Source organism: Streptomyces sp. NPDC001732, from assembly GCF_053596315.1.
Window position 1 is genome coordinate 149,324 of record NZ_JBSFFY010000007.1, and the last position, 14,044, is coordinate 163,367.

The window sequence follows — 14,044 nt, forward strand, 5'->3', positions numbered from 1 at the left end:
GGGGCCAGCCATACCCCGCCGTTCCGCCCTGCCTACCCTGACCTCATGGAACCGGTGATCGACCAGGCATTCTCGGCGGCCCTCTACTCGGACGGCGACGCCGGTCCCGACACCGGCGCCTCGCTCCTCGCCGCCGATCCGACGGCCGACGCGGAACTGTTCCGGCGCGGCGAGGAGTTCGTCCGCCGGGCCTGGGAGCGCGGCTGGCAGCCCGCCGACGTCGTACGCACGGTCCGCCGCGAGCTCGACGAGACCGCAGCCGGGATCGCCGCCGGGCTGATCGGCTCGGAGACCGGACGGTACGAGTCGCTGCCGCCGCGCTGGCGCGCCCAGCTCGACGGGCTCCCGGACGCCCCGCCCCGCAACCGGCCGGACCGTTTCTCCTACGCGTCCGCCGTCCTCGGGCTGTACCGGCTGCTGCTCCGGCTCCCCACCATCGAACCGGTCGGGCCGCCGCCCGGCGCGTCCCCGCACGGGCTCCACCTGCCGCCCGCGCACGACGAACCCCGGATGCTGACCCGGATCCGGGCCCTGCTCGCCAAGGCCGAGGCGACCGGCTTCCCCGAGGAGGCGGAGGCCCTGACCACCAAGGCCCAGGAGCTGATGGCCCGGCACTCCATCGACGAGGCCCTGCTCGCCGCCCGTGCGCACAGCAAGGAGGCGCCCGGGGCGTGCCGGATCGGGGTGGACGCGCCGTACGAGACGGCGAAGGCGATCCTGCTCGACGCGGTCGCCTCCGCGAACCGCTGCCGCGCGGTGTGGAACAGCGACCTCGGCTTCTCCACGGTGGTCGGCTTCGAGCCGGACCTGGACTCCGTGGAGCTGCTGTACACCTCCCTGCTGGTCCAGGGCACGGTGGCGATGACGAAGGCGGAGGCGGGCCAGCGGGCCGGCGGACGCAAGCGGACCAAGACGTTCCGGCAGGCCTTCCTGATGGCGTACGCCCAGCGCCTGGGCAGTCGGCTCGCCGCCGACACCGCCCGCGTCACCGCGGCCGCCGAGGCCGAGGCCGGGACCGGGGCCGGTGCGGGAACGGCGGAGGCCGGTGACCCACAGCTGCTCCCGGTGCTCGCCGCCCGCGACATGGCGGTCACGGACACTGCCGAGCGGATGTTCCCCCGGACCACGACCACCCGGGTCAGGGGCGTCACGGACCTGGACGGATGGACCCACGGAACGGCCGCCGCGGACCGGGCGCGGATGGACGGGGGCGGAGGCGAGGGCGGGGGCGGGCACGGCCCGGAACTGCGCGGCCGACGCGGAAACCGCTGACCGTCCACCTCTGATCGCAGCCACCCGGTCCCCTGACCCCCCTGGTCTCCTGGCCACCGACTGCCGACTGCCGACTGCCAGCTGCCGACCCCTGGCCGCAGAGCCCGGGTGGCTTTCCGGGCCCCAGGCGGACTCGAATCCTTTCGACTCGGGGCAAAACGGTAATTCCGGTTAGGCTCTGGGCATGAGCTGGCTCCGGGCGCTGAAGGAGACCGCCCGCTCGGGGCTGAAGATCGAGCGGCAACGTCTCGAACCGCTCATCGCGATCCGCGGCGCGGCCGGTCTCGCCCTCGTCATCGGGATCTCCCTCGCGCTCTTCGGCCCCGTGGTCGCCGCGAGCTCCGCGTTCGGCGCGTTCCAGGCGGCCATCGCCACGTTCCAGCGCAGCTGGCGCCCCCGGCCGGTCCTCGCGCTGGTATCCGGGGCGAGCCTCGCCATGTCCACGTTCCTCGGCTACCTCACAGGCTCCCGGCTGCCGCTCTTCCTGCTCCTGCTGGTGATCTGGACGTTCGTCGCGGGCCTGGCCTGGGCGGCGGGGCCGACCGGCGGCCTCATCGCGGCCTCCAACGTGGCGATCATGCTGGTCACGGTCACCCTGCCGACCTCCGTCGCGAACTCGGCCGTGCACGCCGTGATGATCCTGGTCGGTGGTCTCGTGCAGGCGACGCTGATCGTCCTGTTCCCGGTACGGAGATGGGGTGCCCAGCGCGACGCCCTCGCCGACGCGCTGGCCGCCGAGGCCGACTACGCCCGGCGGCTGCGCCACGACCCGGTCGCCCCCTTCGACCCGGTGCCGCTGATGACGGCCCGCAACGCGGCGGCGGTCACCCCGCGCCAGGCCCGGCGCCGCCCGCCCGAACTGCGGGGCTCCCGGGGCATCGCCGAACGCATCCGGCCGGTCCTCGCCTCGCTCGCCGACCCGTCGCTGGGCGTGCCGTCCGAGGGGCCCGAGCGGGACCGGGTCCGCGAACTCCTGGCCGCCGCCGGGTCGGTGCTCGACTCGGCGGCCCACGCGATCCGCCACGGCGAGCCGGTCGAACTGTCCCCGGCCGCCGTGGCCGCGCTGCGCACCCCGGACACCGGAACGCTGCTCACCGGGCCGCCGCGCCGGGCCGCCGACCGGCTCGGCGCGCTGCTCTCCGACGTCATCGAGACGGCCGACGGCGAGGGGACGAAGGAGGAGAAGGCCGAGGCGGACCGGGTCGCCGAGTCCATCAAGGCCCCCGCGGGCGGAACCTCCACTGCCCCGGGCGGAGCCCCTGCCACCCCGGGCGGGACCCCCACCCCCGCGGGCGGGACCACCGCCACCCCGGACGAGACCCCCGCCGCCGCACCGCACCGCCGGCGCCCCACCCTCCTGCGGCTGGTCCCCGTCGTCGTGAAGGCGATGCGCGCCGAGCTGCGCCCCGGTTCGCCGATCCTGCGGCACGCCGTCCGGGTCTCCGTCGTCGTGGCCGTCGGTTACCTCACCGGCACCGCGCTGCCGTTCGGCCACGGCTACTGGGCGCCCATGGCGGCCGTCATGGTGATGCGGCCGGAGTTCTCCCAGACGTACGGGCGTTCCGTGGCCCGGTTCGGCGGCACGATCGTCGGGGTGTCGCTCGCCACGGGCATCGTCCAGGCCACCCGGCCGGGGACGGGCCTGGCCGCGGTGCTCGCCGTGCTCTGCGCCCTGCTGATGTACCTGCTGATGCGCACGGGGTACGTGGTCGGCCAGGCGTGCATCTCCGCGTACGTCGTCTTCCTGCTCGGCATGGCGGGCGACAACTGGTCGCAGACCGTGCTGGAACGGGTCGTCCTCACCCTCGCCGGCGGGCTCCTCGCGATGATCTCGTACGCGCTCTACCCGGCGTGGGAGACGCCGCGGCTGCGCGGCAGGCTCGGGGACTGGCTGAAGGCGGACGGACGGTACGCCGCCTCGGTCGTCGACCAGTACGCCGAACCGGCCGAACGCGGCCACGACGACGTGCGCTCGGCGCTGCTCGACACCCGCGAGGCGCGGGTCGCCTGGCAGGAGGCGCTGGCGGTGGCCCAGCACGAACCGGTGCGCAATCGCGGCCTCTCCCGTGCCGCAGCCGACGACACCCAGCACGCGCTCGCCGAACTCGGCCGGGCCGCGATGCTGCTGGAGGCCCACCTGCCCGGCGGCGGTGCCACCCCCGTACCGAACGCCGCGCGCCTCGCCGGAGCGCTGCGCCGGGCCACCGAACGGGGCGCGAAGGAGGTGCGGGAACGGCGCGTACCGGACTGGTCCGAGGTGCGCGAGGCGCTGGCGGAGTGGGACGCGCGGCAGCGCACGGGCGACGGGAAGGAGGACCCCTTCGTACGGGAAGGGGCCCACCTCCTCCTCGACGCCCTGGAGGAATTCTCCCGGGGACTGGACGGGTCGCCCAAGCCGAAGTCCGAGCCGAAGCCCGAGCCGAAGTCCGAGTCGAAACCCGAGCCGAAGTCCGAGTCGAAGTCCGAGTCGAAGCCCGGCACGGAGCCCGATTCCAGGCCGGAGTGAGGCGTCCGCGCACCCCGGGCACCGGCCCCGGAACCGGTGGACCGGTCGGGTGGTCGGGTGGCCGGGCGGTCGCGTGCCCGGCCGGGCCGTCAGGAAGTCGGCAGCTCCGACATGTCCGGCAGGTCGGGCAGGCCCGACGGCAGGGCGCCCGGGTCGGTCTTGGCCAGGGTGTCCTTGATGCCGCTGTCCCAGGAGATCACGACGGTCTTGCCGTCGTTGGACTCGATGGACCCGGTGGTGCGGTCGGTGCCGCCGCTGACGCACTTCAGCGCGAGCACCACCTTGTCCGTGTCCTGCACAGTGCCCGTGCAGGCGTGCTGCTCGGTGACGAGCGCCGCCTTGCCCGACGACACGGACAGGACGATCGCCTTGCCGCCGGTCTTGCCGGCCCAGCCGCCCTCCAGCGTGGAAGCGTCGCCCGCGGAAGCGCCGCCGTCTCCGCCGTCTCCGGAACCCTGACCGGGCTTCTCCTGCCCCGCGCCGGAGTCCTTGCCCGGATCGCTCTTCCCGCTGTCGCTGCTGCAACCGGTCAGCGCGACGGTGGCGAGGATTCCGGTCGCGATCACTGCACCGGCACGTACGACTCTGTGCATCTGTAATTCCCCCTTGTCGGCGAAAGTCCGAGCCAAGTTATCAGCGCGGTCCATCGGGGTGGTGAGTTCATCTCGGGGTAGACGGAGCCGAAGAGCCGTCCCGCGCGTCTATCCCTGGGAGTAAAGCTGTAATCGCGGGAACACCCCGCGTGCACGTGCATCCGCGCATGCATCTGCTCATGCAGGGAAATTTGAACAGAGATATGATCCAAGACAGTTGACACTTGCACCTTGCAACTCGGGGAGCGTCCTGTGCACCACGTGTACAACGGCATGGCGGCCACAGAGCTTCACGGAGTCGTCTGGCAGAAGAGCAGACACAGCAACTCCCAGGGATCCTGCGTGGAGTTCGCGAAACTGCCCGACGGAGATGTGGCGATGCGGAATTCGCGCCATCCCGACGGGCCGGCCCTGGTCTATACGCCGGCCGAGATAGAGGCGTTGCTGCTCGGTGTGAAGGACGGGGAGTTCGACCACTTGGTCGCGGGCGGCTGACTGCCTCGCGCCGGTCCGCCCGTCATGGCGACCACGGAATGCGCGCCACAGGAGCAAGCCCTTCCGGAGCAAGCCCCTCCGGAGCAAGTCCTTCCGGAATAAGCGCCGCATGCCTGCCGCAGAGTGCGCCTCACCGGAACGCGGCCCACCGGAACGCGCCCCATCGCAACCCGTCCTGCCGGAACGCGCTCCACCGCAACCCGTTCCGCCGAAATGCGCCCCGGCGCACACCCCGCAGGGGCGTGCGCCGTCGGGTCATCTGCCGTCGGTGAGCCGGAACAGCGCCCAGACCACCTTGCCGTACGCCACCGAGCCGTCCGGGTTGGCGGGATCCGGCGCGGGGGACGGGTGCCAGCCCCAGGAGTCGCTGAAGGACTCCACGAGGAAGAGGCCGCGCCCGGACTCCGCCGAGTCCGGCGCCTCGGAGGCGATCGGGCTCTCCTGGCTGGGGTCGCGCACCGCGCACACCAGGCGCGAGCTCCAGCGCATCAAGTGCAGCCGTACGGGCGGGTCCCGGGGGTCCGGTGCGTTGTCCCCGGGCAGGGCGTGCCGCAGGGCGTTCGTGACCAGTTCGGAGACGACCAGTGCGACGTCGTCGAAGCGCTCGCTCAGGCCCCATCCGTCCAGTGTCGTCCGGGTGAACCTCCGTGCACCGCCCACGGCTTCGTAGCGGGCGGGCAGTGTGCAGGTGGCCGATCCAAAGACGGCTGAGGGATCGATGGGGGGAAGCCCCTGCCTTAACGGCTCGAGCATCGTCGATCCATTCGTCCCCATGCGAGGCACTCCCGGGATTCGCGGCTGTATCGGTACTGCGGGGGGTACAGCGGCACAACACGAACGAGCACGCAGGTGCGCGGGCCCCATCGTTCCGAATGCGTAGGGCAGATGCAAGGGCAGATGCACGTGCACGCGCCGGACCTGTCCGAACCCGTGCCGGTTCTTGGTCATTTCTTCCCGTACGTATTTTTGCAGCTTTCTGGAACCCTTCTCATTTCCGTAATCGAATGAGTACGGGCTGAAGCGTTTTGGTGGCAGAATCCGGCACTTGGGGATCGGGGGGAGCCCCGATGTCCAGGAAGCGAAGGGAAGGAACGGACCGGTGGCGGCAGGCGAGTCGAGTGGATCTGTGGTGCGGCGCATCCTGCTGGGCTCGCAGCTCAGGCGGTTGCGCGACTCGCGCGGCATCACGCGTGAGGCGGCCGGCTACTCCATCCGGGCCTCCGAGTCGAAGATCAGCCGCATGGAGTTGGGACGGGTGAGCTTCAAGGCCAGGGACGTCGAGGACCTGCTCACGCTCTACGGCGTCACGGACGAGGCGGAGCGGGACGCCCTGCTCGGACTGGCCCGCGAGGCCAACGTGGCGGGCTGGTGGCACAGTTACGGAGACGTGCTGCCCGGGTGGTTCCAGACCTATGTCGGACTGGAGGGGGCGGCTTCGCTCATCCGGGTGTACGAAGTCCAGTTCATCCACGGGCTGTTGCAGACCGAGGCGTACGCGCACGCGGTCGTCACCCGGGGCATGGGGAGCAGCGCCCCCGCCGCCGAGGTCGACCGCCGCGTGGCGCTGCGGCTGGAACGCCAGAAGACCCTCGTGTCCGAGAACGCGCCCGGCTTCCACGCCGTGCTGGACGAGGCCGCGCTGCGCCGACCGTATGGCGACCGGGAAGTGATGCGGGGGCAATTGCGGCATCTGATCGAAATGTCGGAGCAGCCCAACATCACTCTCCAGGTGATGCCCTTCAGTTTCGGTGGGCATGCCGGGGAGAGCGGCTCCTTCACGATGCTGCGATTCCCGGAATCCGATCTGTCGGACATTGTCTATTTGGAGCAGCTGACAAGTGCGCTCTATCTGGACAAGGCAGAAGAAGTCGCACAGTACGAAAAGGCCATGGTGCGGTTGCGCGAAGACAGTCCGGATGCCGAGGAGAGCCGCGATCTGCTCCGCGGTCTGCTCCAACTCATCTGATTCATCAGTACCATGACGGTTCGACGGAAGTCTGCGGATGAGTTAAGGGATCGTATGTCCTTCTTCCACGAGCTGGCCCACCAATACATCGACGGTGAATGGCGGACCGGCAGCGGCTCGTGGGACATCATCGATTTCAACCCCTACAACGGGGAGAAACTCGCCGAGATCCCCATAGCGACCGCGCGCGAGGTCGACCTGGCCTACCGTGCCGCCGAGCGCGCCCAACGGTCCTGGGCCACCACCGGCCCGTACGAGCGTCGCGCGGTCCTGGAACGCGCCCTGCGCATCACCGAGGAATGGCACGCCGAGATCGTCGACGCGATCATCGACGAGCTGGGCGGCACCCGCGTCAAGGCGGAGTACGAGTTCCGCGCCGCCCTGGAATTCCTGCGCGACGCGGTTCGCCGGGCCCTGCTCCCGCAGGGCAGTCTTCTGCCCTCCCCGGCGGACGGCAAGGAGAACCGCATCCACCGGCTGCCGGTCGGCGTCGTCGGTGTGATCACCCCCTACAACTTCCCCTTCCTGGTGACGATGAAGTCCGTCGCGCCGGCCCTCGCGCTCGGCAACGCGGTCGTCGTCAAGCCCAACCAGAACGCCCCGGTCGTCGGCGGCGGCCTGATCGCCAGGATCTTCGAGGACGCCGGACTGCCCGCCGGACTGCTCAACGTCCTGATCACCGACGTCGCCGAGATCGGGAACGCGTTCATCGAGCACCCCGTGCCCGCGGTGATCTCCTTCGCGGGGTCGGACCGCGTCGGCCGCCACGTCGGCGCGATCGCGGCCGGGCAGTTCAAGCGGACGATCCTCGAACTCAGCGGCAACAGCGCCCTGGTGGTGCTGGAGGACGCGGACATCGACTACGCGGTCGAGGCGGCCGTCTTCAGCCGCTTCGTGTACCAAGGGCAGGTCTGCATGGCCGCCAACCGCATCCTGGTGGACCGCCGGATCGAGCGGGAGTTCACCGAGAAGTTCACCGCAGCGGTGGCCGCGCTGACGACCGGTGACCCGCGCGATCCGGAGACCCGGATCGGCCCGGTCATCAACACCTTCCGGGCCGACGCCCTGACCGCGCTCGTCGACCGGGCGATCGCCGACGGGGCGACCGCGCTCGTCCGCGGCCGGACCCGCGGCAACCTCGTGGAACCGACCGTGCTCGCCGGGCTCCCCGAGGACTCCCCGCTGCCGTCCCAGGAGATATTCGGCCCGGTGGCGCTGCTGATGACGTTCGACGGCGAGGACGACGCCGTACGGATCGCCAACGACACCCCGTACGGGCTGAGCGGCGCCGTGCACACCCGCGACGTCGAGCGCGGGGTGCGGTTCGCCCGGCGCGTCGTCAGCGGGATGTTCCATGTCAACGACGCCACCGTCCAGGACGACCCGCTGGTGGCCTTCGGCGGCGAGAAGTTCTCCGGGCTCGGTCGGCTGAACGGCGAGGCGACCGTCGACGCCTTCACCACCCAGCGATGGGTCTCCGTCCAGCACGACCGGGCCGTCTTCCCCTTCTGACCGGGCCGTCCGTCCTCCCTGTCCGACCGGCCGGCGTTCTTCCCGCCGGCCGGCGTTCTTCCCGCCGGCCGGCGTTCTTCCGGCCGACCGATGCTCCCGGCCGAGTGGCCCGTACTCCTTTCTCTTTAGGACAGAAGCTGACCGCGATGGGGCATAGCTTGGTCGGTGTCAGGAAGAACCGGCACGGATCATCAAGGCGGACATCATGGTCACTCACGTTCCCGCAGGCACCCCCGGCGACGAGCGCGGCGTACTCCTCTCCTTCGTCGAGGCGCAGCGCGGCGCGATCCGGCGCTCCCTGCTCGGGCTGACCGAGGAGCAGGCGGCGAGCCGCCCCAGCGCCAGCGCGCTCTCCCTCTCCGGGCTGCTCAAGCACGTCGCCGAGACCGAGCTGAACTGGCTGCGGCTGGCCCAGCAGCAGCCGAACGAGGCCGCCCGCACCGAGGAGACCTGGGCGGACAGCTTCCGTCTCGTCGGCGACGAGACGGTGCCGCAGATGCTGGAGTTCTGGGACGGCATCGCGGCCGAGACCGAGAAGTTCATCCGCTCGGTGCCAGCATGGACGACACCTTCCCGCTGCCCGAGGCGCCCTGGTTCCCGAAGGGGGAGCAGTGCTCGATGCGGTGGCTGCTGGTCCATCTCGTCGAGGAGATCGCCCGGCACGCCGGGCATGCCGACATCATCCGGGAGTCCCTGGACGGCCGCACCGCCTTCGAGCTGGTCGCCGAGGCGGAGGGATACGCTGATCAAAGTTGAATAGAAAGGGTGCGTGACATGTCCGCGATCCGGCTGCTGGTCCTCTGCGCCGTGCGTCAGCACGGCCGGGCGCACGGCTATCAGGTCCGCAACGACCTGGAGTACTGGGGCGCCCACGAGTGGTCCAACGCCAAGCCCGGGTCGGTCTATCACGCACTCAAGCAGATGGCGAAGCAGGGCCTGCTGGTCGCGCACGAGACCGCCCCGAGCACGGCCGGCGGCCCGCCTCGCACCGAGTACGAGATCACCGAGGCGGGCAACGAGGAGTACCTGGCGCTGGTGCGTGCCGCGCTGACCTCGTACGACCAGAAGCCGGACGTACTGTCGGCGGGCCTCGGCGGCATCGTCGACCTGGCACGGGCCGAGGCGGTCGCGCTGCTCAAGGAGCGGGTGGCCGGCCTCGCGGCCTGGCGGACCTCGGTCACCGAGTACTACACGCCGGAGGCCGGGCCCCAGTCGATCGGCCACATCGGCGAGATCATGAACATGTGGGTCCACTCCGCGGACGCCGACGCCGAGTGGACGCGCGGACTGATCGCCCGCATCGAGGGCGGGGCGTACACCTTCGCGGGGGAGGGCGACCCCTTCGTCGGCGTGCTCGCCGAGGGGCAGGAGAACCCGTACGCGACGGGCGTCCGCGATCCCGGCGACGACGAGTAATCAAGTTTGACGAATGAGGTCGGTGCGGTTACCTTCGATCCCACTAGTCAAGTTTGACTATGGGAGGGGGTGGCGATTTTGGCCGATGCGATCGTCGTCGAAGGCCTGCACAAGCGGTACGGGGAGAAGCGCGCCCTGGACGGTCTGGACCTCACGGTCGCCCGTTCCACCGTCCACGCCGTGCTCGGCCCCAACGGCGCGGGCAAGACCACGGCCGTACGCATTCTGTCGACGCTGCTGCGGCACGACGAGGGGCGGGTCGAGGTGGCGGGGCTCGACGTACGGGACCGGGCCCGCGAGGTCCGGGGCCGTATCGGGCTGCTCGGGCAGTCCACGGCGGTTGACGAGGAGCTCGGCGGCCGGCAGAACCTGGAGATGTTCGGCCGGCTGTACCACCTGGGCGCACGCCGGGCGGGTGCGCGGGCGGACGAACTGCTGGCCCGCTTCGGGCTCGCGGACACCGGGCGCAAGCCGGTCCGGGAGTACAGCGGCGGCATGCGGCGACGGCTCGACCTGGCCGCCTCCCTGATCACCGATCCGGAGGTGCTTTTTCTGGACGAGCCGACCACCGGGCTCGACCCGCGCGGGCGTGCCGAGGTGTGGTCGGCGGTGCGCTCGCTGGTGGGCGCGGGCACGACCGTACTGCTGACCACGCAGTATCTGGAGGAGGCCGATCAGCTCGCGGACCGGATCTCGGTGATCGACGCCGGACGGGTGGCCGCCGAGGGGACGGCCGACGAGCTGAAGGCGAGGGTGGCCCAGGACCGCATCGACGTCGTCCTCAGGGACGGTTCGCAACTGGCGTCCGCCGCACTGCTGCTGGGCGACGGCGCGGTGGTCGACGCGGACCGGCGGCTGGTCGGGGCCCCGGCGCCGGACCGGACGGCGACCCTGACCCGGATCGTACGGGCCCTGGAGGAGGCGGGCATCGAGGCGGAGGACATCGCGGTGCGGCGCCCGACGCTGGACGAGGTCTTCCTCTCGCTGACCGGCCGGGAGCCGGAGAACGCGGAGGTGGCGGCATGAGCACGATGAGCTGGGCGGTGTCCGACTCCTGGACGATGACCCGCCGCGAACTGGCGCGCTGGGCGCGGCAGCCGGTGCAGGTCGTCACCGGCCTGGTCTTCCCCGTGATGCTGCTGCTGATGTTCAACTACCTGGTCGGCGGCGGGCAGGGCGTCGACGGCGACAACACCGAGTTCCTGGTGCCCGGCATGCTCGCGCTCACCATGGTCTTCGGGCTGGAGTCGACCATGCTGGCGGTCACCCAGGACCTCGGCAAGGGCGTCATCGACCGGTTCCGTGCCATGCCGATGGTCTCCGGAGCGGTGCTGGTCGGCCGTTGTGCCGCGGACCTGCTCCAGTCGACGGCCGCGCTCGTCGTGATGGCCGGCGCCGGTTGGGCGGTGGGCTGGCGCTGGCACCACGGCCCGGCCGCGGCGCTGGGGGCGGTGGGGCTTCTGCTGCTGCTGCGGTTCGCGATGCTGTGGATCGGCATCCACCTGGCGCTGGTGGCCGGGAAGCCGGAGCTGGTGCAGGCGGTGCAGATCCTCGTCTGGCCGGTCGGCTTCCTCTCCAACGTCTTCGCCGCCCCCGAGTCGATGCCCGGCCGGCTGGGCTCGGTCGTAGAGTGGAACCCGATGTCGGCCACGGCCACGGCGGTGCGCGAGCTGTTCGGCAATCCGGGCGGCTCCGGCGGCACCTGGGCGTCCGAGCACGCCGGACTCCTCTCCGTGGCCTGGCCGTTGGCGCTGACCGTGGTGTTCTTCCCGCTCGCGGTACGGAGGTTCGCCCGGATCGACCGCTAGTGCTGTGGCCGGAAAGGTTTGCCGGAAAGCTCGCGGCGTCCGGTGCGGTGCATCGCAAGGCGGAGCATTGCCCGCGCACTGGATGTACTCGGGTGATGCGACAACGCGGCGAGGTGCCGTGCCGGGCGTCGCGAGCCGGTGAACCCTTCCGGCCACGGCACTAGGGCGTGTTTCGAGAGTCCCGCCCGGCCGGGGCCCGTCCGGCACTCAGTGGTGGAAGGACGTCACCGCCTGCTTGTCGCGGCTCAGCGGGTGCGCCTGGCGGCGCAGATCGGGCAGGACCCGCCGGAGGTCCCCGAGCAGCAGTTCGGCGAGGTCCGAGGAGAAGCCGTTGCGGCACACCACCCGCAGCACCGCCAGGTCCTGCCGGTTGGCCGGGAACGTGTACGCGGGCACCAGCCAGCCGTGCTCGCGCAGCCGCCGTGACACGTCGAAGACGTCGTACGCCTCCACGTCCGGCGCGGTCGTCAGCGCGAACACGGGCAGCTGGTCGCCGCGGGTGAGGAGGCGGAAGTCGCCGAGGTCCTCGATCCGCTCCGCGAGCCCGCGGGCCACGTCCCGGGACGCCTGCTGGACGGCCCGGTAGCCGTCCCGCCCCAGCCGCAGGAAGGTGTAGTACTGCGCCACCACCTGGGCGCCGGGCCGGGAGAAGTTCAGCGCGAAGGTGGGCATCTCGCCGCCCAGGTAGTTGACCCGGAACACCAGCTCCTCGGGCAGCTCGGCCGGAGAGCGCCACAGCGCCCAGCCGATGCCCGGGTAGACCAGGCCGTACTTGTGCCCGGAGGTGTTGATGGAGGACACCCTGGGCAGCCGGAAGTCCCACACCAGGTCCTCGTCGAGGAACGGCGCCACCATCGCCCCGGACGCCCCGTCCACATGGACGGGGATGTCGAGCCCGGTGCGTTCCTGGAGGGCGTCCAGGGCGGCGCAGAGCTCCGCGATCGGCTCGTACGAACCGTCGAAGGTGGAGCCGAGGATGCCGACGACGCCGATGGTGTTCTCGTCGCAGAGGTCGGCCGCGGCCTGCGGGTCGATGTGGAAGCGGTCGCCCTCCATCGGGACCTGCCGCGCCTCGATCTCCCAGAAGTTGCAGAACTTCTCCCAGCAGACCTGCACATTGGCGCCCATGACCAGGTTCGGCCTGGCACTCGCCGGATAGCGGTCGGCGTTCCTGGCCGTCCAGCGCCGCTTGAGCGCCATCCCCGCGAGCATGCAGGCCTCGCTGGAACCGGTCGTCGAACAGCCCACGGCCGTCGAGGGATCGGGGGCGTGCCAGAGGTCGGCGAGCATCGCAACGCAGCGCCGTTCCAGCTCGGCGGTGCGCGGGTACTCGTCCTTGTCGATCATGTTCTTGTCGCTGCACTCGCCCATCAGCACCCCGGCCTGGGGCTCCATCCAGGTGGTGACGAAGGTGGCGAGGTTGAGCCGCGAATTGCCGTCGAGCATCAGCTCGTCGTGGACCAGGCCGTACGCGATCGAGGGCGGCATGGGCCCGTCGGGCAGCCGGTGCCGTGGCGGCGCCAGCTCCATGCCGGCGACCGGGTCGGCCTCCCCGAAGAACGGGTTGAGGGCGAGCCTGCGGCGTTCCGTGGACGGCTCCGCGGCGGGGGAGGAACCTTCGTGGAGAGGCATCGGCGGACGGCCCTTCTCGGCTCTCGGTTCTTGGGTTCTTGGGTTCTCGGTTCTTGCTTCCCAGCTCTCGGTTCTCGGCGACGGCCTTGTGCGATCCGGGGCGGCCGGGCGGCGACGTGATCTGTCGGTACGTTACGCACCGTGCGGACATGGGCGGTTCAGGACTCGGCGGCGAGGCCGTCCTTGATGGCCCGGGTGAACTTCACGACCCGTTCGGCCTGGATCCGGGCGGCGGTCAGGGTCTGCTCGCCGACCGGGATGTCGCCCTGGCCCGCGACGTGCGAGGTGCCGTACGGGTTGCCGTCGACGAACTTCGACGGGTCGGTGTAGCCGGGGGCGACCAGGATGCCGCCGAAGTGATGGATCGAGTTGTAGAGCGCGAGCAGGGTGGACTCCTGGCCGCCGTGCGCGGTGCTGGTGGAGGTGAAGCCGCTGTAGACCTTGTCGGCGAGGCGGCCCGCCTGCCAGAGCCCGCCGAGGGTGTCGAGGAACTGCTTGAGCTGGGAGGTGACGTTCCCGAACCGGGTCGGCGTCCCGAAGACCACGGCGTCCGCCCAGACCATGTCGTCGGGCGTTGCCACGGGGATGTCCGCGGTGGCCTTCGCGTTGGCCGCCCAGGCCGGGTTGGAGTCGATGGCCGCCTGCGGGGCCAGCTCGCCGGCCCTGCGCAGCCGCACCTCCGCCCCGGCCTTCTCGGCGTACTCCGCGACGGCCTTGGCGATCGTGGCGACGGTGCCGGTCGCGGAGTAGTAGATGACGGCGACGTTGACGGGCGTGGGCATGGCCGGACCTCCGACAGGACTGGCGGGACGTGTGCATGCGAATGCGACGATACGGAAGTCCG

General features: G+C 71.0%; 12 protein-coding genes and 1 pseudogene. 9 read left to right on the forward strand and 4 right to left on the reverse strand.

The window, feature by feature from the left end; translation table 11 throughout:
• Positions 1-45: 45 nt before the first annotated feature.
• Both ACWCXX_RS10615 and ACWCXX_RS10620 read left to right on the forward strand, forming a co-directional pair.
• Positions 46-1,272 carry a DUF2786 domain-containing protein gene (locus ACWCXX_RS10615; RefSeq protein WP_451125956.1) on the forward strand — a complete coding sequence of 409 codons (1,227 nt, stop codon included), beginning with the start codon at positions 46-48 and terminating at the stop codon, positions 1,270-1,272.
• 184 nt (positions 1,273-1,456) lie between these two features.
• A complete protein-coding gene (locus tag ACWCXX_RS10620) occupies positions 1,457-3,778 on the forward strand; it encodes an FUSC family protein (protein ID WP_451125957.1) in 2,322 nt (773 codons plus the stop codon).
• A gap of 89 nt (positions 3,779-3,867) precedes the next feature.
• On the opposite strand, the gene ACWCXX_RS10625 is transcribed toward ACWCXX_RS10620, so the two are convergent.
• A complete protein-coding gene (locus ACWCXX_RS10625; protein WP_451125958.1) occupies positions 3,868-4,371 on the reverse strand; it encodes a hypothetical protein in 504 nt (167 codons plus the stop codon).
• Positions 4,372-4,623: 252 nt separating this feature from the next.
• On the opposite strand from ACWCXX_RS10625, the gene ACWCXX_RS10630 reads away from it, so the two are divergent.
• Positions 4,624-4,866, forward strand: a complete 243-nt coding sequence (locus ACWCXX_RS10630; protein WP_148840675.1) for a DUF397 domain-containing protein — start codon at positions 4,624-4,626, stop codon at positions 4,864-4,866.
• Positions 4,867-5,121: 255 nt separating this feature from the next.
• On the opposite strand, the gene ACWCXX_RS10635 is transcribed toward ACWCXX_RS10630, so the two are convergent.
• Entirely contained in the window at positions 5,122-5,619 is a 498-nt protein-coding gene (locus ACWCXX_RS10635; RefSeq protein WP_451125959.1) for an ATP-binding protein, read from the reverse strand.
• A 346-nt stretch (positions 5,620-5,965) separates the two neighbouring features.
• Between ACWCXX_RS10635 and ACWCXX_RS10640 the strand changes: the two genes are divergently transcribed.
• The 6 genes and pseudogenes from ACWCXX_RS10640 to ACWCXX_RS10665 all read left to right on the forward strand — a co-directional run bounded on the left by ACWCXX_RS10640 (position 5,966) and on the right by ACWCXX_RS10665 (position 11,568).
• The gene (locus ACWCXX_RS10640) at positions 5,966-6,832 is read left to right on the forward strand and encodes a helix-turn-helix domain-containing protein (protein WP_451125960.1); all 867 of its coding nucleotides are present in this window, start codon (positions 5,966-5,968) and stop codon (positions 6,830-6,832) included.
• 54 nt (positions 6,833-6,886) lie between these two features.
• A complete protein-coding gene (locus ACWCXX_RS10645; RefSeq protein ID WP_451125961.1) occupies positions 6,887-8,344 on the forward strand; it encodes an aldehyde dehydrogenase family protein in 1,458 nt (485 codons plus the stop codon).
• A gap of 307 nt (positions 8,345-8,651) precedes the next feature.
• Positions 8,652-9,100, forward strand: a pseudogene (locus ACWCXX_RS10650) (DinB family protein).
• Between the two features lie 18 nt (positions 9,101-9,118).
• Positions 9,119-9,760, forward strand: coding sequence for a PadR family transcriptional regulator (locus ACWCXX_RS10655; RefSeq protein ID WP_451126034.1), 642 nt, complete (start codon positions 9,119-9,121; stop codon positions 9,758-9,760).
• Positions 9,761-9,838: 78 nt separating this feature from the next.
• Entirely contained in the window at positions 9,839-10,786 is a 948-nt protein-coding gene (locus tag ACWCXX_RS10660; protein ID WP_451126035.1) for an ATP-binding cassette domain-containing protein, read from the forward strand.
• Positions 10,783-11,568: an ABC transporter permease gene (locus ACWCXX_RS10665; protein ID WP_451125962.1), complete on the forward strand. Its 786-nt coding sequence runs from the start codon at positions 10,783-10,785 to the stop codon at positions 11,566-11,568. The genes ACWCXX_RS10660 and ACWCXX_RS10665 overlap by 4 nt, the downstream gene beginning before the upstream one ends.
• A 207-nt stretch (positions 11,569-11,775) precedes the next feature.
• On the opposite strand, the gene ACWCXX_RS10670 is transcribed toward ACWCXX_RS10665, so the two are convergent.
• Both ACWCXX_RS10670 and wrbA read right to left on the reverse strand, forming a co-directional pair.
• Positions 11,776-13,200: a glutamate decarboxylase gene (locus ACWCXX_RS10670; protein WP_451125963.1), complete on the reverse strand. Its 1,425-nt coding sequence runs from the start codon at positions 13,198-13,200 to the stop codon at positions 11,776-11,778.
• A 158-nt stretch (positions 13,201-13,358) separates the two neighbouring features.
• Complete coding sequence (wrbA, locus tag ACWCXX_RS10675) at positions 13,359-13,982, reverse strand: NAD(P)H:quinone oxidoreductase (protein WP_451125964.1); 624 nt, start codon at positions 13,980-13,982, stop codon at positions 13,359-13,361.
• Positions 13,983-14,044 lie beyond the last annotated feature (62 nt).

Bases quoted from the DNA above. Each gene is read 5' to 3' on its own strand.
- ACWCXX_RS10620 (WP_451125957.1), top strand. From the start codon at position 1,457: ATGAGCTGGCTCCGGGCGCTGAAGGAGACCGCCCGCTCGGGGCTGAAG.
- ACWCXX_RS10645 (WP_451125961.1), top strand. From the start codon at position 6,887: ATGTCCTTCTTCCACGAGCTGGCCCACCAATACATCGACGGTGAATGG.
- ACWCXX_RS10670 (WP_451125963.1), bottom strand. From the start codon at position 13,200: ATGCCTCTCCACGAAGGTTCCTCCCCCGCCGCGGAGCCGTCCACGGAA.
- ACWCXX_RS10665 (WP_451125962.1), top strand. From the start codon at position 10,783: ATGAGCACGATGAGCTGGGCGGTGTCCGACTCCTGGACGATGACCCGC.
- ACWCXX_RS10655 (WP_451126034.1), top strand. From the start codon at position 9,119: ATGTCCGCGATCCGGCTGCTGGTCCTCTGCGCCGTGCGTCAGCACGGC.
- ACWCXX_RS10635 (WP_451125959.1), bottom strand. From the start codon at position 5,619: ATGCTCGAGCCGTTAAGGCAGGGGCTTCCCCCCATCGATCCCTCAGCC.
- wrbA (WP_451125964.1), bottom strand. From the start codon at position 13,982: ATGCCCACGCCCGTCAACGTCGCCGTCATCTACTACTCCGCGACCGGC.
- ACWCXX_RS10615 (WP_451125956.1), top strand. From the start codon at position 46: ATGGAACCGGTGATCGACCAGGCATTCTCGGCGGCCCTCTACTCGGAC.
- ACWCXX_RS10625 (WP_451125958.1), bottom strand. From the start codon at position 4,371: ATGCACAGAGTCGTACGTGCCGGTGCAGTGATCGCGACCGGAATCCTC.